Annotated in this window: 18 protein-coding genes and 1 pseudogene; 7 read left to right on the top strand and 12 right to left on the bottom strand. The window is 72.4% G+C overall.

All coding sequences use genetic code 11. From position 1 onward, the window contains the following. The 5 genes and pseudogenes from IG05_RS46100 to tkt all read right to left on the bottom strand — a co-directional run. Window positions 1-911: pseudogene (locus tag IG05_RS46100) on the bottom strand (hypothetical protein); the annotation flags it as partial. 1 nt (window position 912) lies between these two features. Next, window positions 913-1,839, bottom strand: a complete 927-nt coding sequence (opcA, locus tag IG05_RS0137815) for a glucose-6-phosphate dehydrogenase assembly protein OpcA (RefSeq protein ID WP_030348646.1) — start codon at window positions 1,837-1,839, stop codon at window positions 913-915. Continuing rightward, window positions 1,836-3,425, bottom strand: a complete 1,590-nt coding sequence (gene zwf / locus IG05_RS0137820) for a glucose-6-phosphate dehydrogenase (RefSeq protein ID WP_030348647.1) — start codon at window positions 3,423-3,425, stop codon at window positions 1,836-1,838. Before zwf ends, opcA begins: the two co-directional genes overlap by 4 nt. Further along, window positions 3,422-4,567 (bottom strand): transaldolase, encoded by a 1,146-nt coding sequence (gene tal, locus IG05_RS0137825; protein WP_030348648.1) that lies wholly within the window; start codon window positions 4,565-4,567, stop codon window positions 3,422-3,424. The genes zwf and tal overlap by 4 nt, the downstream gene beginning before the upstream one ends. A 30-nt stretch (window positions 4,568-4,597) precedes the next feature. After that, complete coding sequence (tkt, locus tag IG05_RS0137830; RefSeq protein WP_030348649.1) at window positions 4,598-6,673, bottom strand: transketolase; 2,076 nt, start codon at window positions 6,671-6,673, stop codon at window positions 4,598-4,600. 146 nt (window positions 6,674-6,819) lie between these two features. On the opposite strand from tkt, the gene IG05_RS0137835 reads away from it, so the two are divergent. Continuing rightward, window positions 6,820-7,710 carry a helix-turn-helix domain-containing protein gene (locus tag IG05_RS0137835; protein WP_030348650.1) on the top strand — a complete coding sequence of 297 codons (891 nt, stop codon included), beginning with the start codon at window positions 6,820-6,822 and terminating at the stop codon, window positions 7,708-7,710. Here the strand turns inward: IG05_RS0137835 and IG05_RS0137840 are convergent. The 3 genes from IG05_RS0137840 to IG05_RS0137850 all read right to left on the bottom strand — a co-directional run bounded on the left by IG05_RS0137840 (window position 7,707) and on the right by IG05_RS0137850 (window position 10,597). Then, a complete protein-coding gene (locus IG05_RS0137840; RefSeq protein WP_030348651.1) occupies window positions 7,707-8,096 on the bottom strand; it encodes a MerR family transcriptional regulator in 390 nt (129 codons plus the stop codon). The genes IG05_RS0137835 and IG05_RS0137840 overlap by 4 nt on opposite strands. Then, window positions 8,083-9,135 carry an NADP-dependent oxidoreductase gene (locus tag IG05_RS0137845; RefSeq protein WP_030348652.1) on the bottom strand — a complete coding sequence of 351 codons (1,053 nt, stop codon included), beginning with the start codon at window positions 9,133-9,135 and terminating at the stop codon, window positions 8,083-8,085. Before IG05_RS0137845 ends, IG05_RS0137840 begins: the two co-directional genes overlap by 14 nt. A gap of 67 nt (window positions 9,136-9,202) precedes the next feature. Then, window positions 9,203-10,597, bottom strand: a complete 1,395-nt coding sequence (locus tag IG05_RS0137850) for a glycoside hydrolase family 16 protein (RefSeq protein ID WP_030348653.1) — start codon at window positions 10,595-10,597, stop codon at window positions 9,203-9,205. A gap of 403 nt (window positions 10,598-11,000) precedes the next feature. Here IG05_RS0137850 and IG05_RS0137855 point away from each other — a divergent pair, with 403 nt between their 5' ends. Beyond that, window positions 11,001-12,338, top strand: coding sequence for a 6-phospho-beta-glucosidase (locus IG05_RS0137855; protein ID WP_030348654.1), 1,338 nt, complete (start codon window positions 11,001-11,003; stop codon window positions 12,336-12,338). Between the two features lie 184 nt (window positions 12,339-12,522). Here IG05_RS0137855 and IG05_RS0137860 read toward each other — a convergent pair whose 3' ends face one another. Beyond that, complete coding sequence (locus tag IG05_RS0137860) at window positions 12,523-13,641, bottom strand: ATP-grasp domain-containing protein (RefSeq protein WP_030348655.1); 1,119 nt, start codon at window positions 13,639-13,641, stop codon at window positions 12,523-12,525. 305 nt (window positions 13,642-13,946) lie between these two features. On the opposite strand from IG05_RS0137860, the gene IG05_RS0137865 reads away from it, so the two are divergent. Further along, window positions 13,947-14,852 (top strand): metallophosphoesterase family protein, encoded by a 906-nt coding sequence (locus IG05_RS0137865; RefSeq protein WP_030348656.1) that lies wholly within the window; start codon window positions 13,947-13,949, stop codon window positions 14,850-14,852. Next, on the top strand, window positions 14,800-15,501 hold the full coding sequence (locus IG05_RS0137870; protein WP_030348657.1) for a 4'-phosphopantetheinyl transferase family protein: 702 nt from the start codon (window positions 14,800-14,802) through the stop codon (window positions 15,499-15,501). The genes IG05_RS0137865 and IG05_RS0137870 overlap by 53 nt, the downstream gene beginning before the upstream one ends. A 260-nt stretch (window positions 15,502-15,761) precedes the next feature. Here the strand turns inward: IG05_RS0137870 and IG05_RS0137875 are convergent, their stop codons facing one another. The 3 genes from IG05_RS0137875 to IG05_RS0137885 all read right to left on the bottom strand — a co-directional run bounded on the left by IG05_RS0137875 (window position 15,762) and on the right by IG05_RS0137885 (window position 17,471). Then, window positions 15,762-15,992, bottom strand: a complete 231-nt coding sequence (locus IG05_RS0137875; RefSeq protein WP_030348658.1) for a hypothetical protein — start codon at window positions 15,990-15,992, stop codon at window positions 15,762-15,764. Between the two features lie 247 nt (window positions 15,993-16,239). Beyond that, window positions 16,240-16,800 (bottom strand): hypothetical protein, encoded by a 561-nt coding sequence (locus IG05_RS0137880; protein ID WP_030348659.1) that lies wholly within the window; start codon window positions 16,798-16,800, stop codon window positions 16,240-16,242. A 14-nt stretch (window positions 16,801-16,814) separates the two neighbouring features. Continuing rightward, window positions 16,815-17,471: a helix-turn-helix domain-containing protein gene (locus IG05_RS0137885; RefSeq protein ID WP_030348660.1), complete on the bottom strand. Its 657-nt coding sequence runs from the start codon at window positions 17,469-17,471 to the stop codon at window positions 16,815-16,817. A gap of 241 nt (window positions 17,472-17,712) precedes the next feature. On the opposite strand from IG05_RS0137885, the gene IG05_RS0137890 reads away from it, so the two are divergent. From IG05_RS0137890 to IG05_RS0137900, 3 genes are all read left to right on the top strand, one after another. Further along, window positions 17,713-18,384 (top strand): hypothetical protein, encoded by a 672-nt coding sequence (locus IG05_RS0137890; protein ID WP_030348661.1) that lies wholly within the window; start codon window positions 17,713-17,715, stop codon window positions 18,382-18,384. A 105-nt stretch (window positions 18,385-18,489) separates the two neighbouring features. Next, complete coding sequence (locus tag IG05_RS0137895) at window positions 18,490-19,488, top strand: LacI family DNA-binding transcriptional regulator (protein ID WP_199808457.1); 999 nt, start codon at window positions 18,490-18,492, stop codon at window positions 19,486-19,488. Window positions 19,489-19,616: 128 nt separating this feature from the next. Beyond that, entirely contained in the window at window positions 19,617-20,969 is a 1,353-nt protein-coding gene (locus IG05_RS0137900) for an ABC transporter substrate-binding protein (protein WP_030348663.1), read from the top strand. Window positions 20,970-20,971 lie beyond the last annotated feature (2 nt).

Raw genomic sequence — 20,971 nt, forward strand, 5'->3', positions numbered from 1 at the left:
CAGCTCGCCGACCGGCTCGGCGAAGCCGATGAAGTCGGCCGGGATCAGCTTGGTGCCCTGGTGGATCAACTGGTAGTAGGCGTGCTGCCCGTTGGTGCCCGGGGTGCCCCAGACGACCGGGCCGGTCTGCCACTCCACCGGGGTGCCGTCGCGCTGCACCGACTTGCCGTTGGACTCCATGTCGAGCTGCTGGAGGTAGGCGGTGAACTTGGAGAGGTAGTGGCTGTACGGCAGCACCGCGTGGGTCTGGGCGTCGTGGAAGTTGCCGTACCAGATGCCCAGCAGCTCTTGGACGCCACGATGAACAGCGTCTGAGCCGGGTCCAGGTCGCGGATCGCCTCGTGCAGGTCGGCGCCGTCCACGTTCGACACGAACCGGAACGTCAACTCCCGTGCGGTGAACGGGCGCAGCGCCTCGTAGGCCATCGCGGGGCCGAGGTCGGAGCCGCCGATGCCGATGTTGACGACGTTCCTGATGCGCCGGCCGGTGTGGCCGGTCCACTCGCCGGAGCGGACCCGCTCGGCGAAGCCGGCCATCTTGGCGAGCACGGCGTGCACCTTCGGCACCACGTTCTCGCCGTCGACCTCGACCACTGCGTCCCGCGGGGCACGCAGCGCGGTGTGCAGCACGGCCCGGTCCTCGGTGAGGTTGATCCGCTCCCCGCGGAACATGGCGTCACGCAGCGTGAACACGCCGGTGGCGGCGGCGAGTTCCCGCAGCAGGGCCAGGGTCTCGTCGGTGATCAGGTGCTTGCTGTAGTCGATGTGCAGGTCGCCGACCCGCACGACGTACCGTTCGGCGCGGCCGGGGTCCGACGCGAACAGCTCGCGCAGCTGCGGCCGGCCCTGGGCGCGGTGGCCGGCGAGCGCGGTCCACTCGGGACGGTGGGTGAGCTTCGGGGACTTGGCCATGTCAGGCGTTCTCCTTGGCGGCCTCGCCCTGCAGGGCGATGGCGTACATCTCGTCGGCGTCGAGGCGGCGCAGCTCCTCGGCGATCAGTTCGGAGGTGGGGCGGACCTTCAGCGCGAGGGTGCGCGGCGGCTGGCCCGGCAGGGTCAGCGTGGCCAGCGGGCCCTCGGGGCGGTCGACGACGATGTCGCCGTTCGGGGTGGAGAGGCGGACGGCCGTCACGAACGGGCCGGGGCTCTGCACCCGCTCCACCGGGACGCCCAGACGGGCCTGGAGCCAGCGGGCGAGCAGCTCGGCGCTGGGGTTGTCGGTCTCGGCCTCGACGGCCGCCGAGGCCACCTTCACCCGGGCCTGGTCCAGGGCCGCGGCCAGCATCGACCGCCACAGGGTCAGCCGGGTCCAGGCGAGGTCGGTGTCGCCGGGCGCGTAGGTGCGGGCCCGGGCGTTCAGCACCTCCAGCGGCCGCTCGACGGCGTACAGGTCGGTGATCCGGCGCTGGGCGAGGGCGCCCAGCGGGTCCTCGGCGGGGGCCTCGGGGGCGTCCCCGGGCCACCACACGACCACCGGGGCGTCCGGCAGCAGCAGCGGCAGCACCACCGAGTCGGCGTGGTCGGACACCTCGCCGTAGGTGCGCAGCACGACCGTCTCGCCGGTGCCCGCCTCGGAGCCGACCCGGACCTCGGCGTCGAGCCGGGAGTGGGTGCGGTCGCGCAGGGTGCGGGCCTGGCGCCGGATGACGACCAGGGTGCGCGAGGGGTGCTCGTGCGAGGCATCCCCGGCCGCCTTCAGCGAGTCGTAGGCGTTCTCCTCGTCCGTGACGATGACCATCGTCAGGACCATGCCCACCGCGGGCGTGCCGATGGCGCGGCGGCCCTGCACCAACGCCTTGTTGATCTTGCTTGCCGTGGTGTCGGTCAGGTCGATCTTCATGGCCTGCGCCAGCTCCGTCCGTCTCGTGCGAGCATCTCGTCGGCTTCCCTCGGTCCCCAGCTGCCCGACGCGTACTGGGCCGGCCTGCCGTGCGCCGCCCAGTACTCCTCGATGGGGTCGAGGATCTTCCAGGACTCTTCCACTTCCTGGTGGCGGGGGAACAGGTTGGCGTCGCCGAGCAGTACGTCCAGGATGAGCCGCTCGTACGCCTCCGGGCTCGACTCGGTGAACGACTCGCCGTAGGCGAAGTCCATCGACACGTCCCGGATCTCCATCGAGGTGCCCGGCACCTTCGAGCCGAACCGCACGGTCATGCCCTCGTCCGGCTGGACGCGGACGACGATCGCGTTCTGGCCGAGCTCCTCGGTGGCGGTGGAGTCGAACGGGGAGTGCGGGGCCCGCTTGAAGACCACCGCGATCTCGGTGACCCGGCGGCCCAGCCGCTTGCCGGTGCGCAGGTAGAAGGGGACGCCCGCCCAGCGGCGGTTGTCGATGCCCAGCTTGATCGCGGCGAAGGTGTCGGTCTTCGACCTGGGGTCGATGCCGTCCTCCTCCAGGTAGCCGACGACCTTCTCGCCGCCCTGCCAGCCGGCGGCGTACTGGCCGCGCACGGTGTGCCGGCCCAGGTCCTCCGGCAGGCGCACCGACTTGAGCACCTTCAGCTTCTCGGTGAGCAGTGCCTCCGCGTCGAACGCGATCGGCTCCTCCATGGCGGTGAGCGCCATGAGCTGGAGCAGGTGGTTCTGGATGACGTCGCGGGCGGCGCCGATGCCGTCGTAGTAGCCGGCCCGGCCGCCGATGCCGATGTCCTCGGCCATGGTGATCTGCACGTGGTCGACGTACGACCGGTTCCAGATCGGTTCGTACATCTGGTTGGCGAAGCGCAGCGCCAGGATGTTCTGGACGGTCTCCTTGCCGAGGTAGTGGTCGATGCGGAACACCTGGTCCGGCTCGAACACCTCGTGCACGATCTTGTTCAGTGCGATGGCGCTGGCCAGGTCGTGGCCGAACGGCTTCTCGATGACCGCGCGGCGCCAGGAGCCCTGCGGCGGGGCGGCCAGGCCGTGCTTCTTCAGCTGCTGCACGACCTTCGGGAAGAACTTCGGCGGCACCGAGAGGTAGAAGGCGAAGTTGCCGCCGGTGCCGCGGGAGGCGTCCAGCTCGTCGACGGCGTCCTTGAGCTGCTTGAACGCGGTGTCGTCGTCGAAGTCGCCGGGGATGAACCGCATGCCCTCGGCGAGCTGCTGCCACACCTCCTCGCGGAACGGGGTGCGGGAGTGCTCGCGCACCGCGTCGTGCACGACCTGCGCGAAGTCCTGGTCCTCCCAGTCCCGCCGGGCGAACCCGACCAGGGAGAAGCCCGGCGGCAGCAGACCGCGGTTGGCCAGGTCGTAGACGGCCGGCATCAGCTTCTTGCGGGACAGGTCACCGGTGACTCCGAAGATGACCAGGCCCGAGGGACCGGCGATCCGGGGGAGCCGGCGGTCGCGGGCGTCCCGCAGCGGGTTCTCCCAGCCGGCGGCCGGGGCCACCGGCACCCGGACCGTCTGCGGTGCGGACTCCCGGTCGGGTGCGTTGTCGGTCATCGGGCGTCAACTCCCTTGCTCTTCAGGGACGTCGCCACGGCGTCCAGGAGGTCCTGCCAGGCCACCTCGAACTTGGCGACACCCTCGTCCTCCAGCTGCCGGACGACCTCGTCGTAGCCGATGCCGAGCCGTTCGAGGGCGGCCAGGTCCGCGCGGGCCTGCGCATAGCCGCCGGTCACCGTGTCACCGGTGATCTCGCCGTGGTCGGCGACCGCGTTCAGCGTGGCCTCGGGCATCGTGTTGACGGTGCCCGGTGCGACCAGTTCGTCCACGTACAGGGTGTCCTTGTACGCGGGATCCTTCACCCCGGTGGACGCCCACAGCGGACGCTGCTTGTTCGCCCGGTCGCCGGCGAGCGCCAGCCAGCGGCCGGAGGCGAAGACCTCCTCGTACGCCTCGTAGGCCAGCCGGGCGTTGGCGAGGGCCGCGCGGCCCTTGAGGGCGAGTGCCTCGCCCGTGCCGAGGGCGGTCAGCCGCTTGTCGATCTCGGAGTCCACGCGGGAGACGAAGAAGGACGCCACCGAGTGGATCGTGGACAGGTCGATGCCCCGCTCACGGGCCTTCTCCAGACCGGCCAGGTAGGCGTCCATGACCGCGCGGTAGCGCTCCAGGGAGAAGATCAGGGTCACGTTGACGCTGATGCCGAGGCCGATGACCTCGGTGATGGCCGGCAGGCCCGCCTCGGTCGCCGGGATCTTGATCATCACATTGGGGCGGTCGACCAGCCAGGCCAGCTGCTTGGCCTCGGCGACCGTCGCCTCGGTGTGGTGGGCCAGCCGGGGGTCGACCTCGATGGAGACCCGGCCGTCGCGGCCATCGGTGGCGGTGTATACGGGATCCAGTATGTCGGCGGCAGCCCGCACGTCGGCGGTCGTCATCATCCGCACCGCCTCCTCGACCGTCACCCCGCGCACCGCGAGGTCGGCCAGCTGCTCCTCGTAGCCCTCTCCGGAGCCGATGGCGGCCTGGAAGATGGACGGGTTGGTGGTGACACCGACGGCGCTGCCGCTCGCCACCAGCTCGGCGAGGCCGCCCGAGGTGATCCGCTTGCGGGACAGGTCGTCCAGCCAGATCGACACGCCCTCGTCGGCGAGGCGCTTGAGGGCTCCCGGGGTCGCGATTGCTTCGGTCACTGTGATCATCTTTCTTTCGCGTCGGTGGGGACGTCGGTGTCAGGCGCGCGCGGCGGCGAGCGACTCGCGGGCCGCCGCGGCGACGTTCTCGGGGGTGAAGCCGAACTCGGCGAAGAGGGTCCCGGCGTCCGCGGAGGCACCGAAGTGCTCCAGCGAGACGATGCGTCCCGCGTCGCCCACGAACCGGTACCAGGTCAGACCGATCCCGGCCTCGACGGCGACCCGGGCCTTCACGGCCGGCGGCAGCACCCGCTCGCGGTAGGCGCGCGGCTGCTCCTCGAACCACTCCACGGACGGCATGGACACCACCCGGGTGCCGGTCCCCTCGGCCTCCAGCCGCTCCCGCGCGGCCACGGCCAGCTGCACCTCGGAACCCGTCGCGATGATGATCACCTCCGGGACCTCGGTCGAGGACTCGCGCAGGACGTAGCCGCCCTTGGCCGCGTCCTCGTTCGGCGCGTACACCGGCACGCCCTGGCGGGTGAGCGCGAGCCCGTGCGGGGCGGGGTGCGTGGCGTGCCTCTTCAGGATCTCGGCCCAGGCGATCGCGGTCTCGTTGGCGTCCGCCGGGCGGACGACGTTCAGACCGGGGATGGCGCGCAGCGAGGCCAGGTGCTCGACCGGCTGGTGGGTGGGGCCGTCCTCGCCGAGGCCGATGGAGTCGTGCGTCCACACGTACGTCACCGGCAGCTGCATCAGCGCCGACATCCGCACGGCGTTGCGCATGTAGTCGGAGAAGACGAGGAAGGTGCCGCCGTAGACGCGGGTGTTGCCGTGCAGGGCGATGCCGTTCATCTCCGCGGCCATGGAGAACTCGCGGATCCCGAAGTGCACGGTACGGCCGTACGGGTCGGCCTCCGGCAGCGGGTTGCCCGCCGGCAGGAAGGAGCTGGTCTTGTCGATGGTGGTGTTGTTCGAGCCGGCCAGGTCGGCGGAGCCGCCCCACAGCTCGGGCAGCACCGGGCCGAGTGCCTGGAGGACCTTGCCCGAGGCGGCGCGGGTGGCGACCGACTTGCCCTCCTCGAAGACCGGGATGCCTTGCTCCCAGCCCGCGGGCAGCTCGCCCTTGCTCACGCGGTCGAACAGCTCGGCCCGCTCCGGCTGGGCGGCGCGCCACTCGGCGATCCGCTTGTCCCAGGCGGCGTGCGCCTCGGCGCCCCGGTCCAGGGCCCGCCGGGTGTGCTCCAGGACCTCGTCGGCGACCTCGAAGGTCCGCTCCGGGTCGAAGCCGAGCAGGCGCTTGGTGGCGGCGATCTCCTCCTCGCCGAGCGCGGAGCCGTGGGAGGCCTCGGTGTTCCGGGCGTTCGGGGCAGGCCAGGCGATGATCGTGCGCATCGCGATGATCGACGGCCGCCCGGTCTCGGCCTGGGCCGCCTTCAGCGCCCGGTACAGGGCGGGGGCGTCGATGTCGCCCTCGGCGGTGGGCTCGACGCGCTGGACGTGCCAGCCGTAGGCCTCGTACCGGCCCAGCACGTCCTCGGAGAACGCGGTCGCGGTGTCGCCCTCGATGGAGATGTGGTTGTCGTCGTAGAGGAAGACCAGGTTGCCGAGCTTCTGGTGGCCGGCGAGGGAGGAGGCCTCGGCGGAGACGCCCTCCTCCAGGTCGCCGTCGGAGACGATCGCCCAGATCGTGTGGTCGAACGGGGAGGTGCCCGCGGGGGCGGCGGGGTCGAACAGGCCGCGTTCGTAGCGGGCGGCCATCGCCATGCCCACGGCGTTGGCGACGCCCTGGCCGAGCGGGCCGGTGGTGGTCTCCACGCCGGCGGTGTGCCCGTACTCGGGGTGGCCCGGCGTCTTCGAGCCGTGGGTGCGGAACGCCTTCAGGTCGTCCAGCTCCAGCTCGTACCCGGCGAGGTACAGCTGCGTGTAGAGGGTCAGCGAGGTGTGGCCGGGGGAGAGGACGAACCGGTCACGGCCGGCCCACTCGGGATCGGCCGGGTCGTGTCGCATCACCTTCTGAAAGATCGTGTACGCGGCGGGGGCCAGGCTCATCGCGGTGCCCGGGTGTCCATTGCCCACCTTCTGCACCGCGTCGGCCGCCAGAATCCGGGCCGTGTCCACGGCACGCCGGTCCAGGTCGGTCCACTCGAAGCCGTCGGAAGTCTGTGTCCTCATCTTCAAGAAATCCTCGTTCAGTGCGCAGTGGCCAGCCGGACGCGTTCAAACTTAAAAGTCTGACTTTTTCGAAGAAAGGTCGGGGTGTGTCAGCCTGTGGTGAATCTGGGACAGTGATCGCGGAACAGGGACGGCACGAAAAGGACATGGCAGCCATAAGAGACGAAGCCGAGGGTGACGGGATCAGAACCTTCCCCTTCCCGGCCGAACTGGCCGTCGGCGGCGTGGGCATGCAGATCGGACCCATGGGCACCGAGCGCCGCTGGCACGCCGACGCCCCCCTGCACCGTGTCCACCGCATCGACTTCCACGTGGTCATGCTCTTCACCGACGGCCCCGTACGACACATGATCGACTTCGCCGAGTACGAGGCCGACGCCGGCGACCTGCTGTGGATCCGCCCCGGACAGGTCCACCGGTTCTCCCGCGGATCCGTGTACCGCGGAACCGTGCTGACCATGCAGCCCGGCTTCCTGCCCCGCGCCACCGTCGAGGCCACCGGCCTGTACCGCTACGACCTGCCACCGCTGCTGCACCCCGCCCCGGCCCAGCTCACCGCACTCAGGTCGGCCCTCGACCAGCTGCGCCGCGAGTACGAGGACACCGCCACACTCCCGCTCAGCCTGCACACGGCCGTCCTGCGGCACACCCTGACCGCCTGTCTGCTGCGCCTGGCCCATCTCGCCGCCAGCTCGGCCGAGACCTCCGAGCCGGCCGCCGACAGCACCTTCACCCGCTTCCGGGACGCCGTCGAGCAGGGCTTCGCCACCAACCACAGCGTCAGCGCCTACGCCGACGCCCTCGGGTACTCCCGCCGCACCCTGGTCCGCGCCGTCCGCGCGGCCACCGGCGAGACCCCCAAGGGCTTCATCGACAAGCGTGTCGTCCTGGAGGCCAAACGCCTCCTCGCCCACACCGATCTGCCCATCGGCCGCGTCGGGGCGGCCGTCGGCTTCCCCGACGCGGCGAACTTCTCCAAGTTCTTCCACCTGCACACCGGCCACACGCCGGTGGCCTTCCGGGCGGAACTGCGCTAGACCGCACCGGCCGGTCCCGCCGGCCCGTCGGCCAGCCACGGCATCCGGCGCACCAGCGTGTCCCGCATCCGGGTCAGCGCCTCGATCCGCTCCCCCAGTTCGGCCACCCGGCGCGCGCCCACCTCGTAGTGGCCCGCGCAGGACTCGGCGTACGCGAACACCTCCGGCAGGTCGCTGTCGAGGTACCGGACGAAGGACTTGACGTTCTCCACCGTGAACCCGGACACGAGCAGGTCCCGCACGTTGCGGACCCGGACGACGGCCTCCGGCCCGTACACCCGGTACCCGGCCGCGGTCCGCCGGCACTCCAGCAGGCCCTCCTCCTCGTAGTAGCGCAGGGTACGGGTCGTCGTGCCCGTCGCGGAGGCGAGTTCACCGATCAGCATCACGGTCGCCCTCAACACCCAGGCGGACCACGGTCTTCCCGGTGTACCGGCCGCGCACCAGGTCGGTCAGCGCGGCCGGGGCGCTGCGCAGGCCGTCGACCACCGTCTCGTCGTACACGATCGAGCCGTCCCGCAGCCAGCCGCGGAACCGCTCCCCGAACTCCGCTGCCCGGTCGAGGTGTTCGCGGATCGTGAAGCCGCGCAGGGTCAGCCGCTTGGCGATGATCCGCATGGTGTCCCCGGGCCCGGGATCGGGCCGGCCCGTGGACTGCCGGTGCAGCGCTCCGCACAGGGCGATCCGGCCGTGCGGGTTCATCACCTCGATCGCGGCCCGCAGCTGCTCGCCGCCGACGTTGTCGAAGTAGACGTCGATGCCGTCGGGCGCGGCCTCGCGGAGCCGGTCCAGGACCGGGCCGTCGTGGTGGTCGAAGGCCGCGTCGAAGCCGAGCCGTCCGGTCAGATGCGCCGTCTTCGCCGCCGAGCCGGCGCTGCCGATCACCCGCCGGGCCCCCGACAGCCGGGCGATCTGCCCGGCCAGGGAGCCGATCGCGCCGGCCGCGCTGGAGACGAACACCGTGTCGCCGGGCCTCAGTCGGGCCACCTCCAGCAGGCCCACGTAGGCGACGAGCCCGAAGCCGAGGTGCAGGGACGGGCTCGGGTAGGCGTCCCGGTCGACCCGCCGGAACGCCTCCGCCCCGGCCACCGCGTACTCCCGCCAGCCGAGCCGGTGCACCACCAGGTCCCCCGGCGAGAGCGAGGGATGCGCGGAGAGAAGGACCTCACCGACCGCGTCCCCGTGCATCGGCGCGCCGATCTCGTAGCGCGGCAGCGGCAACCGGGCCTCTTCCGCCATCAGCAGCAGCATGCCCGGGTCGAGGGAGAGGAACAGGTTGCGGACGAGGACCTGGCCGGGCGCCGGATCCGGTACGGCCACCTCGGCGATCTCCATGTCGCCGGGGGCGGGCAGCCCGTGCGGGCGGGCGGCGAGGCGGGCCTCAAGTCCGGTGCGGGCAGGGGCAGGGGTCGGTGTGGACGTCATGGCGGCGACGCTAAGGGTTGACGTATGCGTGAAGGTCAACTCCCCGGCGCCGCCGCCCGGTCGCCGGTCAGTGCCCGAAGTCGAACCAGTTCACGTTCACGAAGTCGGCCGGCTGGCCGCTGGTGAAGGTGAGGTAGACGTCGTGCGTGCCGGTCACCGCGCCGATGTTGGCCGGGACCGTCCGCCAGGACTGCCAGCCCCCGGTGTTCCCGACGGCGAAGCTGCCGACGGGCGCGTTGGCACGGCTGTCCAGGCGCACCTCGACCAGCCCGCTGACCCCGCCCGCGGCACCGCTCGCCACCCGCGCGTAGAACTGCCTGGCCGCCGAGGAACCGAAGTCGACGCCCTTGTACAGCGCCCAGTCGCCGTTCGCGAGGGAGCCGATGTCCTGGCCGCCGCCGGTGTCCGTGGTGGCCTCCGGGACGACACCGGACTGGCTGTCGTAGGACTCCGCCTGGATGGCGCTGTAGGCGTTCCGGTTGCCGGTCGGCGGGGGAGTGGTGGTGCCGCCGGAGGACTGCAGGACCTGCACGTAGTCGACGGTCAACGGGTGTCCGGGCTCCGTGCCGGCGTCCGGGCCGCCGCCGAACGCGTCGGGGAAGCCGCCGCCCATCGCGACGTTCAGGATGAGGAAGTAGCCGTGGTTGGTGGCGTTGGCCCAGGTGGCCGCGTCGACCTGGTTCGCCCGCACGGTGTGGAAGCCGACGCCGTCGAGGTAGAAGCGGATCTCCTCGGGGCTGGTCGAGCGGTCCCACTCCATCGCGTAGGTGTGGAAGCCGCCCTGACAGGTGGTGCCGGTGCAGGAGGTGGAGTTGCCGATGCCGGTGGTCTCGTTGCACGGGCCGCCCGGGTTGGTGCCGCAGTGCATCGTGGCCCAGTCGGTGTTCAGGCCCTGGACGTTCTCCATGACGTCCAGCTCGCCGATGCCCGGCCAGTTCCAGTAGTTGCCGCGGAACGGCGCGCCGAGCATCCAGAACGCCGGCCAGTAGCCCTTGGCGGCCGCACCGGTGACGGCGGGCAGCTGGATCCGGGCCTGCACCCGCAGCTTCCCGCCGGCCGGGGGCTGGAAGTCGGTGCGGTTGGTCTCGATCCGGCCCGAGGTCCAGTGGCCCGAGGCGTCGCGGCGCGGGGTGATGAGCAGGTTGCCGTTGCCGTCCAGCGCGACGTTGTCCGTGCTCGACGTCATCGTCTCGACCTCGCCGGTGCCCCAGTTGGCGGCGCCGCCCGGGTAGGACGTCCCGGTGTCGTACCGCCAGTCGGCGGTGTTGACGCCGGAGCCGGCCGCGCCGTTGAAGTCGTCCACGAAGACCTGCGTCCAGCCGGACGGCGGGGTGGGCGCGGAGGCGCTGGCGGGCGCGGTGGCGGCGGTGGCGACGGCCGCGGCCAGGCCGAGTGCGGCGGCGACGGCGACCAGCGCGCGCCGCAGGGGGCGGGGTCTGGGTGTGCCGGAGGTTGTGCTCATGGGGGGCCTTTCGGGTACGGGGAGTGTGCGGGGGTGTGAGAGCGCTCCCATGAGTGCTTGAGAGCGCTCTCAGGTGCCGCCAATGTGCTCTCCGGGCCCGAGACCGTCAAGACTTGAAACAGAGAAAGTCCTTGCGGGGCGGGGGAGTTCATCGGGTGAAGTCGACCGTATGGGGTCGTCCGCCCGTATGTGGTCGCCCGTATGCGGTCTTCCTTATGCGGTCGTCCGTATCCAGTGGCCTGCATTCGGTCGTCCGTATCCGGTCGCCTGTATCCGGGCAGATGGCGCCGGCGGGTCGCGCGCGGGCCGCGCGGGCTGCCGGCCGGTGTCGTGCCGGTGCTCCTCGTGGGACGGAGGTCTGCGGTCTGCTAGAAGGGTGCAGGCGCGGAAGGAAGGTGTGGGTGTGAAGCTGACGATTCTGGGTGGCGGGGGGTTCCGGGTTCCCCTTGTGTACGGCGCGCTGCTGACCGACCGTGCCGCGGGGCGGGTCACGGAAGTCGTTCTGCAGGATCCGGACGACCGCCGACTGTATGCGGTAACCCGTGTACTGGCGGAACAGTCCGCCGGTGTCCCCGACGCCCCGGCGGTGACCGCCACCACCGATCTGGACGAGGCCCTGCGGGGCGCCGACTTCGTCTTCTCCGCGATCCGCGTCGGCGGCCTGGAGGGCCGGGCGGACGACGAACGGGTCGCGCTCGCGGAAGGCGTGCTGGGCCAGGAGACCGTCGGCGCGGGCGGGATCGCCTACGGTCTGCGCACGGTCCCCGTCGCCGTCGACATCGCCCGCCGCGTGGGCCGCCTCGCCCCGGACGCCTGGGTCATCAACTTCACCAACCCGGCCGGCCTGGTCACCGAGGCCATGTCCCGTCACCTCGGCGACCGCGTCATCGGCATCTGCGACTCCCCGGTCGGCCTGGGCCGCCGTATCGCCCGCGTCCTCGGCGCCGACCCGAAGGAGGCCTTCGTCGACTACGTCGGCCTCAACCACCTCGGCTGGGTGCGCGCCCTGCGGGTCGCCGGGCGCGACGAACTGCCGCGCCTGCTGGGCGATCCCGCGCTGCTCGGCTCCTTCGAGGAGGGCCGGCTGTTCGGCGCCGACTGGCTGCGCTCGCTCGGCGCGGTGCCCAACGAGTACCTGCACTACTACTACTTCAACCGGGAGACCGTCCGCGCCTACCAGGAGGCCGGGAAGACCCGCGGCGCCTTCCTGCGGGACCAGCAGGCCCGCTTCTACGCGGAGGCGGCCGGCCCCGGCGTCTCCGCCCTGCGCGCCTGGGACCGCACCCGCGCCGAGCGCGAGGCGACGTACATGGCCGAGAACCGGGAGAGCGCCGGCGCGGGCGAACGCGAGGCCGAGGACCTGTCCGGCGGGTACGAGCAGGTCGCCCTGGCCCTGATGCGGGCCATCGCCCGGGACGAGCGCGCCACCCTGATCCTCAACGTCCGCAACCGCTCCACCCTCCCGGTCCTCGACGCCGACGCGGTGATCGAGGTCCCGTGCCTGGTCGACGCGAACGGTGCCCACCCGCTCGCCGCCGGCCCGCTGCCCGGGCACGCCACCGGCCTGGTGTGCTCGGTCAAGGCCGTCGAGCGCGAGGTGCTCGCCGCCGCCGAGTCGGGGTCCCGGGCGACCGCCGTGAAGGCCTTCGCGCTGCACCCGCTCGTCGACTCGGTCACCGTGGCCCGCAGGCTGGTCGAGCGCTACACCGAGGTCCATCCGGGCCTGGCGTACCTGGCGTAGCCGCGCGGGGCCGCTCCGCCGGGCGGCCCCGCGCCGAGCTTCCGGCGACGGTCGGCCGGTGAAGCCGGCCGTGAGGCACGGGCACGGGCAGGGGCAGGAACAGGGGCAGGGGTGGAGGCGGGGACAGGAGTAGGGGCAGGGGCCCGGGCGGCGGGCCGGGGCGGGCCCGCGGCCGGCCGGTGGCCTAGAGCGGCAGGACCTCACCCGCCGTGGCGGCCCGTACCGGCGCCGGCACGGCGGGCAGCAGCACCCCGGACTCCGCCCGCTGCCGCGGGAGCGCCGCGGGCACCAGCGGGCGCGGCCCCGACACCACGGTGTAGTCCTCACCGAGGAACGGCGGCTCGATCGTGCCGGGGTCCTCGCCCAGCGCCAGCCGTACCGCCGCCCACGGCGCGTTCACCCCGCAGAGCGACAGCTGGTGCAGGCCTCCGGCGGGCCTCGTGTTGACGTCCAGCAGCACCGGACGGTCGCCGAGCATCCGGAACTGGATGTTGGACAGGTGGTGCAGCCCGAAGCCCTCCGCGATCAGCCGGGCCGGCGCCAGCCACCGCTCGTCCAGGGTGAAGCCCCGGCGGCGGCCGTTCTTGGTGCGTCCCACCGCGAGCCGCACCCGGTTGTCCGGCCCGGTCAGGCAGTCGACGGACACCTCGGGCTGCTCCAGACGGGGCATCACCAGCCAGTCCACGGGCTCCTCGGCCCGCCGCAGCGCGTCCACGACCAGGTCCAGCTGGACGTACGGGCCCGGGAAACCGTTCAGGTGCGCCAGCGAGAAGGGCGCCCGGGTGACCATCCGGAAGCCGGCCCCGCCCGCGCCGGAGGCCGGCTTGAAGCAGGGCCGGTACCCGGACGCCTCCAACTCCTCGACGGCGGAAACGAGTTCGTCCGCGTTTCGGACCCGGTGCCACGGCGGCACCGGAACGCCCACGGAGCGCACCGCCTCGTACGCGGTCGCCTTGTCCTCGAAGACGGCGATCGCCTCGGGCGTCGGCGCTAGCAGGGCCGTACCCGCCGCCGCGAACTCGGCGCGGTGCGCCACGATCGCGGCCTGGTGCAGCCGGGGCACGAACACGTCGATGCCGCGCCGGACGCACTGGTCGAGGGCGTACTCGGCGTACGCGGCCGGCGACAGGCCCTCCGGCTCCAAGCCGGCGGTGTCGGCGGCGGCCAGCACGGGGGAGTCCGGGTCGCCGTGCGTGGCGTGGATCTCCACCGCGCGGCCGCCGGGATTTCTCCGCAGCTGATCCATGAAGAACACGTTCTCCGCGTACGTGCGGTTGAGCCAGACGCGTACGCGAGAGAGCATGCAGGCCGCCTTTCGGGGGGCGTGCGGGCAGGGCGGAGCGGGCCCGTGCCCGGGCAGGGGGGAGGAAGGGTCACCGAATGGCCCCGTGAAAAAGGGGAGTTGAGGGCCCTGGTGTCGGGGTGATCATACGGCTTTCGAAGGCCCCCTCATGCAACGCGGGGATCACGGATTCCGGGGGACGCGGCCCCTTCGTCGACGCGCGGCACCGGCCCGGCGGGAAGCTGACACGCGGACAGGTTGCTCTTGTCCAGGGACCGGTCGATGTGTTCTTGTTGTGTCATCGGATGATCGGAAGGGGCGCGCAGGTGGAGTCGACGGCCGGGGCCGGACAGCTGCTGGCCATCAGCGACCTGCACATCAGCTATCCGGACAACCGCGCCCTGGTCGAGGAGATGCGTCCGCACAGCGACGAGGACTGGCTGATCGTCGTCGGTGACGTCGCGGAGACCGTCGCCGACATCCGCTGGGCCCTCGGCACCCTCGCCGGCCGCTTCCGCAAGGTGCTGTGGGCACCGGGCAACCACGAGCTGTGGACCCATCCGAGCGACCCGGTCACCCTGCGCGGCGCCGCCCGCTACGACCACCTGGTCGAGGTCTGCCGGGAACTGGGCGTCGTCACGCCCGAGGACCCCTACCCGGTGTGGCACGGCGCCGGCGGCCCGGTCGCCGTCGCCCCCCTCTTCCTGCTGTACGACTACTCGTACCTCCCGGCCGGCAGCACCACCAAGGCGGAGGGCCTGGCCTACGCCGAGAGCACCGGCATCATCTGCAACGACGAGTTCCTGCTGCATCCCGACCCCTACCCGAGCCGCGAGGCGTGGTGCCGGGCCCGGGTCGCCGAGACCGAGCGCAGGCTCGCCGAGCTGCCCGCGGACCTGCCGACCGTGCTGGCCGGCCACTGGCCGCTGCACCGGCACCCCACCGAGGTGCTCTGGCACCCCGAGTTCGCCATGTGGTGCGGCACCACGCTGACCGCCGACTGGCACCGCCGCTTCCGCGTCGCCACCATGGTCTACGGCCATCTGCACATCCCCCGCACCACCTGGCACGACGGAGTCCGCTTCCTGGAGGTCTCCGTCGGCTATCCCCGCGAGTGGCGCAAGCGCCCGGACCCGCCGGGAAGGCTGCGCCGTGTCCTGCCGATGGAGGTCGACGCAGGTGATCGAGGAGCTGCTCCCGGAGTCGGTCGTGGCCGTGGAGGCACGGGCTGACGACCCGCTGTGGGACGCCCCGCTCTACCCGGCCGAGGAACCGCTCGTGGCCCGCTCGGTGGCCAAGCGGCGGCGCGAGTTCGCCGCCGTGCGCGGCTGCGCCCGGCGCGCCATGGAGAAGCTCGGCGTGCCGCCGCAGCCTGTCCTGACCGGTGAACGCGGCGCCCCGCGCTGGCCGGACGGGCTGGCCGGCAGCATGACCCACTGCGACGGCTACTGCGCCGCCGCCCTGGTCCGCGCCACCGACCTGGCCTCCCTCGGCATCGACGCCGAACCCCACGGGCCGCTCCCGGAGGGTGTCGGCGCCTCCGTCTTCCTGCCCGCCGAGGCCACCCGGCTCGACGGGCTGGCCGCGCGGTGGCCCACCGTGCACTGGGACCGCCTCCTGTTCAGCGCCAAGGAGTCCGTCTACAAGGCGTGGTTCCCGCTCACCCGTATGTGGCTGGACTTCTCCGAGGCCGACATCACCGTGCAGCCGGACGCCGACGGCGCACCGTACGGCACCCTGCGCGCCGTACTCCTGGTCCCCGGCCCCCTCGTCGGCGGCCGGCGGCTCCAGGTCTTCGAGGGCCGGTGGGCCGTGCGGGAGGGCGTGGTGGCCACGTCCGTGGTCATACCGCACGCCGGGGCCGAGCCGCCGCGGCCCTGACCCCCGCGGCCGGCCCGCCACGGCCCTGACCCCCACGGCCGTACCGGCGCGGCGGCCCTGACGCCCCGCCGTGCCCGGCCCCCGCACCGGTGCGGCTCCTGGTGCCCCCGCGCCGACGGTTCCCGTGCCCCCGTGCCGGTGCGGCTCCTGGTGGGCGCGTCCCGCCGCCGGGACGGCCGCCGCCGTCGCGGTGCCGTCCCGGTGACGTCGACGTGACAGCGGCGGCGGTGGCACGGAACCGGCCCGACGGCTCCCGGTGCTCAGGCCGGCGGCGGGCACCACTCGCGCAGGAGCCGGAAGAACGCCTCCTCGTTGCCCGTCAGCCCCGCCCGGGCCAGCGCCTGCTCCGCCTCGGCGAGCACGGCGGGCGGGACGACGGCGGGCCGGTCCGCGTCCGGCGGCCCGTCGAAGGCTGCGCGCACCGTATGCAGCAGCCGCAGGTAGGCCTGGACGGCGGTACGCTCACGGTCGGTCAGTACGGCGGTGGGCATCGGTCGGCTCTCCCCGAGTAGGCGTCACGGTCACGCGCTCTGCGGCGCACCCCCCAGCTTGCCGCCCACCACTGACAACGCCGTCCGGCTCCGCGCCGGTTAGCCCGCTTAGCCGAGGCCGAACCGCCCCGGACCAGCGGCCGGACGCGGAAGAAACGGTTCACTGCCGGCGCACCTGCCGGCAGCGGGACGGTGCCGCTCCGGCGCACGGCGGCGCGGCGGACACCCCCGGGCCGGGCGGTCCCGGTCAGCCGTGCTGGCCCGGGTACCCCAGCGACGCCTCGATGCGGCCCGCCACGCCGTCCCGGTGCACCGGCACCCGCAGCGCCGAACCCGCAAGCCACGTGCGGCACTTGCTGCCCAGCAGCAGACCGAAGGTCTCGGCGTCCCGCTCCTCCGCGAGGTCGAAACGGGTCCGGGCCGCGACCCGCTGCACCGCCGCCTGCAACGCCACCTGGTCGGTGTCGTCGCCGCGCAGCAGCCGCGTCGCCGCGCCGACCCCCTCCACATGCAGCCCGCAGTGGTCGGCCTGCATGTGCCACAGCTCATGACCGAGGATCACCAACTGGTGGTCGGGAGCGGTGCGTTCCTCCACCACCACGACGTCCCGGTCGGTCAGGTCCAGCCACAGCCCGCTGGCCGTGCCGGGCGGGAAGGCGGCCGTACGGAAGTGCACCGGACGGCCGCGGCGCCGGCTCATCGCCGCGCACAGCGCCCGGTACAGCTCGTCCGGCGGCGCGGGCGCGGGCAGGTCCAGCCCGCCCACCAGCTCGTTGCACAGCCGGCGCATGTCCCTGCCGATGCCCACAGTCCTCCCCCGGCTCACGACTCGGGCCGCTTGACGCTCTCCAGGAGCATGTCGAGCCACTCGGCGACCTTGTCCCGGTGCTGGTCGGTGGGCAACTGCGCGGCCCGCCAGGCGATTCCGCGCACGCCGTGGTCCTGCAGCAGCCGCTCCAGCGGATCCTCCGTGGCCGCGGCGGCGGCCCGCTCCCGGTCGGCGAGCTTCTGCAGCAGTTCCTGCTCGGTGCGCTGCAGCGCACCCGCCAGCGCCTCGGGATCCTCCGCGGTGAGGAAGCCGGCGTGCACCCGGAAGAAGCGCTGCAGCGCGTCGCAGTGCTCCATGGTGGGCCGCCGGTCGCCGTTGATGAGGGCGCCGGCCTGCTGCCGGGACATCCCGGCGCCGTCGGCGATCTCCTGCTGGGTGTAGCGGCGTCCGCCCGGCTTCAGCCGGGTGCGGCGCAGCAGGTCCAGGCGCTGCAGGAAACGGGCCTGGACGTCCGGCTCACCCGCGGGACGGCCGCTCAGCAGGGCCCTGACCACCGGCTCCGGCACCCCGCAGGCGATGGAGAGCCGCCCGACGTCGAAGACCTCGGCGTGCGGCACACCGAGGCGGTCGGCGAGCGCGGTGACGCGGGCGACGACGGCCGGCAGCTGGGCGGTCGCCGAGGCGCCCGGATCCTCGTAGCCATCCGTCACCGACAGAACTCCTACGTCTCTAGAGGGCTTCAGATGCGTCCGTGCTTCTCACGAGCGATCGCCGTGAACTTCCCGGAGAGTAGCCGGTGTCTCGAACTCACATCCAGGTGTCGCCACAACTGTGGCGAATTTCAGCCGTCAACCGGCATGAAATGCCACGATAGTTGACACGGCTCTCGCCGGGGCAGCAGGATCGCATCGCCGCGAGAAAGGCCGCAGAGGCAAGAGGGGTGACCTCCCGATGGCACATCAGGCAGGAGGGCAGCGGCCGGCACCGCGGCCCGTCCCCGAGACCTGCGAGACCCAGGCGTACCTTCAGGACTACGGAGCGCTGCTGGAATACCTGGCCTGCCCGTCGCTGGTCGTCGACCGCCACTGGAACGTGGTCATGGCCAACAGCGCGTTCGAGACACTTTTCTGCGGCGTGCGCCCCCACCCGACGGCCATGCCAGGGGAGAACTTCCTGCGTTTCGTGCTGTTCCACCCCGACGCGGGCGAGGTCCTCGGCGAGCACGAACCCGGCTGGTGCCTGCCCATGCTGGCCCAGGTCCGCTCCGCCCTGGAGACCCACGGCCACGACCACGAACTGCAGGCGGTGCGCCGGGAGATCGCCCAGGACCCGATCATGGAGGCCGCCTACCGGCAGGGCCTGCCGCACTGGATCCGCGCCGTCGGCGAGGCCGCCACCCGCCTCGACGGCGCGGTGCGCCTCCTGCACCACCCGGACCCGCGCCGCGGGCGCACCGAGTGCCGCATCGTCGAGGAGTCGCCGCAGCCGCTGCTGGACCTCGGCTACCGGCGCCTGACGATGATCCTGCGCGACCCCCGCCGGGCCGTCGCGCCGGTCCGCCGCCCGCGCCGCCCGCGCGGCGCCGCCTCCCACCTGACGGTCGTCCCGTCCCCCGGGAACTGACCCGGCACCGTCGGCGTTCAGGTCGCCGGCGGCGCCGGGCCGGCCTCTTCTCGGCCGTGTCGCCCAACGCAAGCCGTTTGCGTGACTTGCGTTAACCTTGCGGGCATGACGCGACGACTTGCGGAAGTGGCGAAAAAGGTCGGGGTCAGCGAGGCCACGGTCAGCCGGGTGCTCAACGGCAAGCCCGGAGTCTCCGACGCCACCCGGCAGGCGGTGCTCACGGCCCTCGACGTCCTCGGCTACGAGCGCCCCACCCAGCTGCGCGGCGAACGCGCCCGGCTCGTCGGCCTCGTCCTGCCCGAGCTGCAGAACCCCATCTTCCCCGCCTTCGCCGAGGTCATCGGCGGCGCCCTCGCGCAGCTCGGACTGACCCCGGTGCTGTGCACCCAGACCAAGGGCGGGGTGTCCGAGGCGGACTACGTCGAACTGCTCCTCCAGCAGCAGGTCTCCGGCGTCGTGTTCGCCGGCGGCCTGTACGCCCAGGCCGACGCGCCGCACGGCCACTACCGGCTGCTGGCCGAGCGCAACATCCCCGTCGTGCTGGTCAACGCGGCCATCGACGACCTCGGCTTCCCGGCCGTGTCCTGCGACGACGCCGTCGCCGTCGAGCAGGCCTGGCGGCACCTGGCCTCCCTCGGCCACGAACGCATCGGCCTCGTCCTCGGCCCCCGCGACCACGTCCCCTCGGCGCGCAAACTGGCCGCCGCCCGGGCCGTCGCCGGCGATCTGCCGGAGGAGTCCGTCGCGCGGGCCATGTTCTCCCTCGAAGGCGGTCACGCCGCCGCCTCCCGGCTGATCGACCGGGGGATCACCGGCATCATCTGCGCCTCCGACCCGCTGGCGCTCGGCGCCGTCCGGGCGGCCCGCCGCAAGGGGTACGCCGTCCCGGACCGGATCTCCGTCGTCGGCTACGACGACTCGGCGTTCATGAACTGCACCGAGCCCCCGCTGACCACCGTCCGCCAGCCCATCGAGGCCATGGGACGCGCGGCCGTGGAACTGCTGCACGCGCAGATCGGGGGGAGTGCCGTACCCGCCGAGGAGCTGCTGTTCGAACCGGAACTGGTGGTGCGCGGTTCCACCGCGCAAGCCCCGCGCGACTGAACCCCAGAAGATCCAGCTCGCTGTCGAATAATTACAGACTCTGCGCGACATCTTGCGGACCACTGTCCGTGGTGCTTGAGTGTGCGGCGCCCACCGCACCTGCCACGAGTGCCACGAGGGGTCCACCGATGACCAGCACCGGGTTCCGCCGTACCGCCGTCGCGATCGGCGTCTGTTCCTCGCTCGCCCTCGCCGCCACCGCCTGCGGCTCCGGCGACGACGGCTCGGCGGGCGGCAAGACCCGCATCACCGTCAACTGCGAGCCGCCCAGGAGCGCCAAGGCCGACCGCCGCTTCTTCGAGGAGGACATCGCCGCCTTCGAGGAGGACCACCCGGACATCGACGTCGTCGCCCACGACGCCTTCCCCTGCCAGGACCCGAAGACCTTCGACGCCAAACTCGCCGGCGGCCAGATGGAGGACGTGTTCTACACCTACTTCACCGACGCCCGGCACGTGGTCGACGTCCGCCAGGCCGCCGACCTCACCCCGTACCTCACCGAACTGAAGAGCTACGACAGCATCCAGAAACAGCTGCGGGACATCTACACCGTGGACGGGAAGGTATACGGGATACCGCGTACCGGATACTCCATGGGGCTGCTCTACAACCGGGCCCTCTTCCGCAAGGCCGGCCTGGATCCCGACAAGCCCCCGGCGACCTGGGACGAGGTCCGCGCCGACGCCAGGCGGATCGCCGCCCTCGGCGACGGCACCGTCGGCTACGCCGACTACAGCGCCCAGAACCAGGGCGGCTGGCACTTCACCGCCGAGCTGTACTCCCAGGGCGGCGACGTCGTCACCGCCGACGGAACCAAGGCCACCATCGACACCCCCGAAGGCCACGCCGTCCTGCGCACCCTGCACGACATGCGGTGGACCGACGACTCGATGGGCAGCAAGCAGCTCCTCGTCATCAACGACGTCCAGCAGATGATGGGCTCCGGCAGACTCGGCATGTACCTCGCCGCCCCCGACAACATCCCGATCCTGGTCAAGGAGAAGGGCGGCAACTACCAGGACCTCGCCCTCGCCCCCATGCCCGGCGGCAAGGGCACCCTCATCGGCGGCGACGGCTACATGGTCAGCAAGAAGGCCACACCCGCCCAGATCCGCGCCGCCCTCAAGTGGCTCGACCACATGTTCCTCGCCCCCGGCAAGGGCTTCCTCGGCGACTACGCGCGCGCCAGGAAGAACGGCGCCCCCGTCGGCCTGCCCGAGCCGCGCCTGTTCACCGGCGCCGCCGACGCCGCCGACCAGCGCATCAAGGAGGCCAACGCCAACGTCCCGGTGCGCAACTACCAGGCGTTCCTCGACGGCAGCCGCACACTCCGGCTGAAGACGGAACCGCCGCACGCCCAGCAGATCTACTCCGTCCTCGACGCCGCCGTCTCCGCCGTCCTCACCCGCAAGGACGCCGACATCGACCAGCTCCTCAAGGACGCGTCCGACAAGATCGACAGCATCCTGGCCCGGAGCTGACC

This window comes from Streptomyces sp. NRRL S-1022 (assembly GCF_000720135.1).
GTDB lineage: Bacteria > Actinomycetota > Actinomycetes > Streptomycetales > Streptomycetaceae > Streptomyces.

Coding starts and splice junctions, on each gene's coding strand:
- IG05_RS0137900 (WP_030348663.1), top strand. CDS start 19,617: ATGACCAGCACCGGGTTCCGCCGTACCGCCGTCGCGATCGGCGTCTGT.
- IG05_RS0137840 (WP_030348651.1), bottom strand. CDS start 8,096: ATGCTGATCGGTGAACTCGCCTCCGCGACGGGCACGACGACCCGTACC.
- tal (WP_030348648.1), bottom strand. CDS start 4,567: ATGATCACAGTGACCGAAGCAATCGCGACCCCGGGAGCCCTCAAGCGC.
- IG05_RS0137890 (WP_030348661.1), top strand. CDS start 17,713: ATGGCACATCAGGCAGGAGGGCAGCGGCCGGCACCGCGGCCCGTCCCC.
- tkt (WP_030348649.1), bottom strand. CDS start 6,673: ATGAGGACACAGACTTCCGACGGCTTCGAGTGGACCGACCTGGACCGG.
- IG05_RS0137845 (WP_030348652.1), bottom strand. CDS start 9,135: ATGACGTCCACACCGACCCCTGCCCCTGCCCGCACCGGACTTGAGGCC.
- IG05_RS0137850 (WP_030348653.1), bottom strand. CDS start 10,597: ATGAGCACAACCTCCGGCACACCCAGACCCCGCCCCCTGCGGCGCGCG.
- IG05_RS0137860 (WP_030348655.1), bottom strand. CDS start 13,641: ATGCTCTCTCGCGTACGCGTCTGGCTCAACCGCACGTACGCGGAGAAC.
- opcA (WP_030348646.1), bottom strand. CDS start 1,839: ATGAAGATCGACCTGACCGACACCACGGCAAGCAAGATCAACAAGGCG.
- zwf (WP_030348647.1), bottom strand. CDS start 3,425: ATGACCGACAACGCACCCGACCGGGAGTCCGCACCGCAGACGGTCCGG.
- IG05_RS0137875 (WP_030348658.1), bottom strand. CDS start 15,992: ATGCCCACCGCCGTACTGACCGACCGTGAGCGTACCGCCGTCCAGGCC.
- IG05_RS0137835 (WP_030348650.1), top strand. CDS start 6,820: ATGGCAGCCATAAGAGACGAAGCCGAGGGTGACGGGATCAGAACCTTC.
- IG05_RS0137895 (WP_199808457.1), top strand. CDS start 18,490: ATGACGCGACGACTTGCGGAAGTGGCGAAAAAGGTCGGGGTCAGCGAG.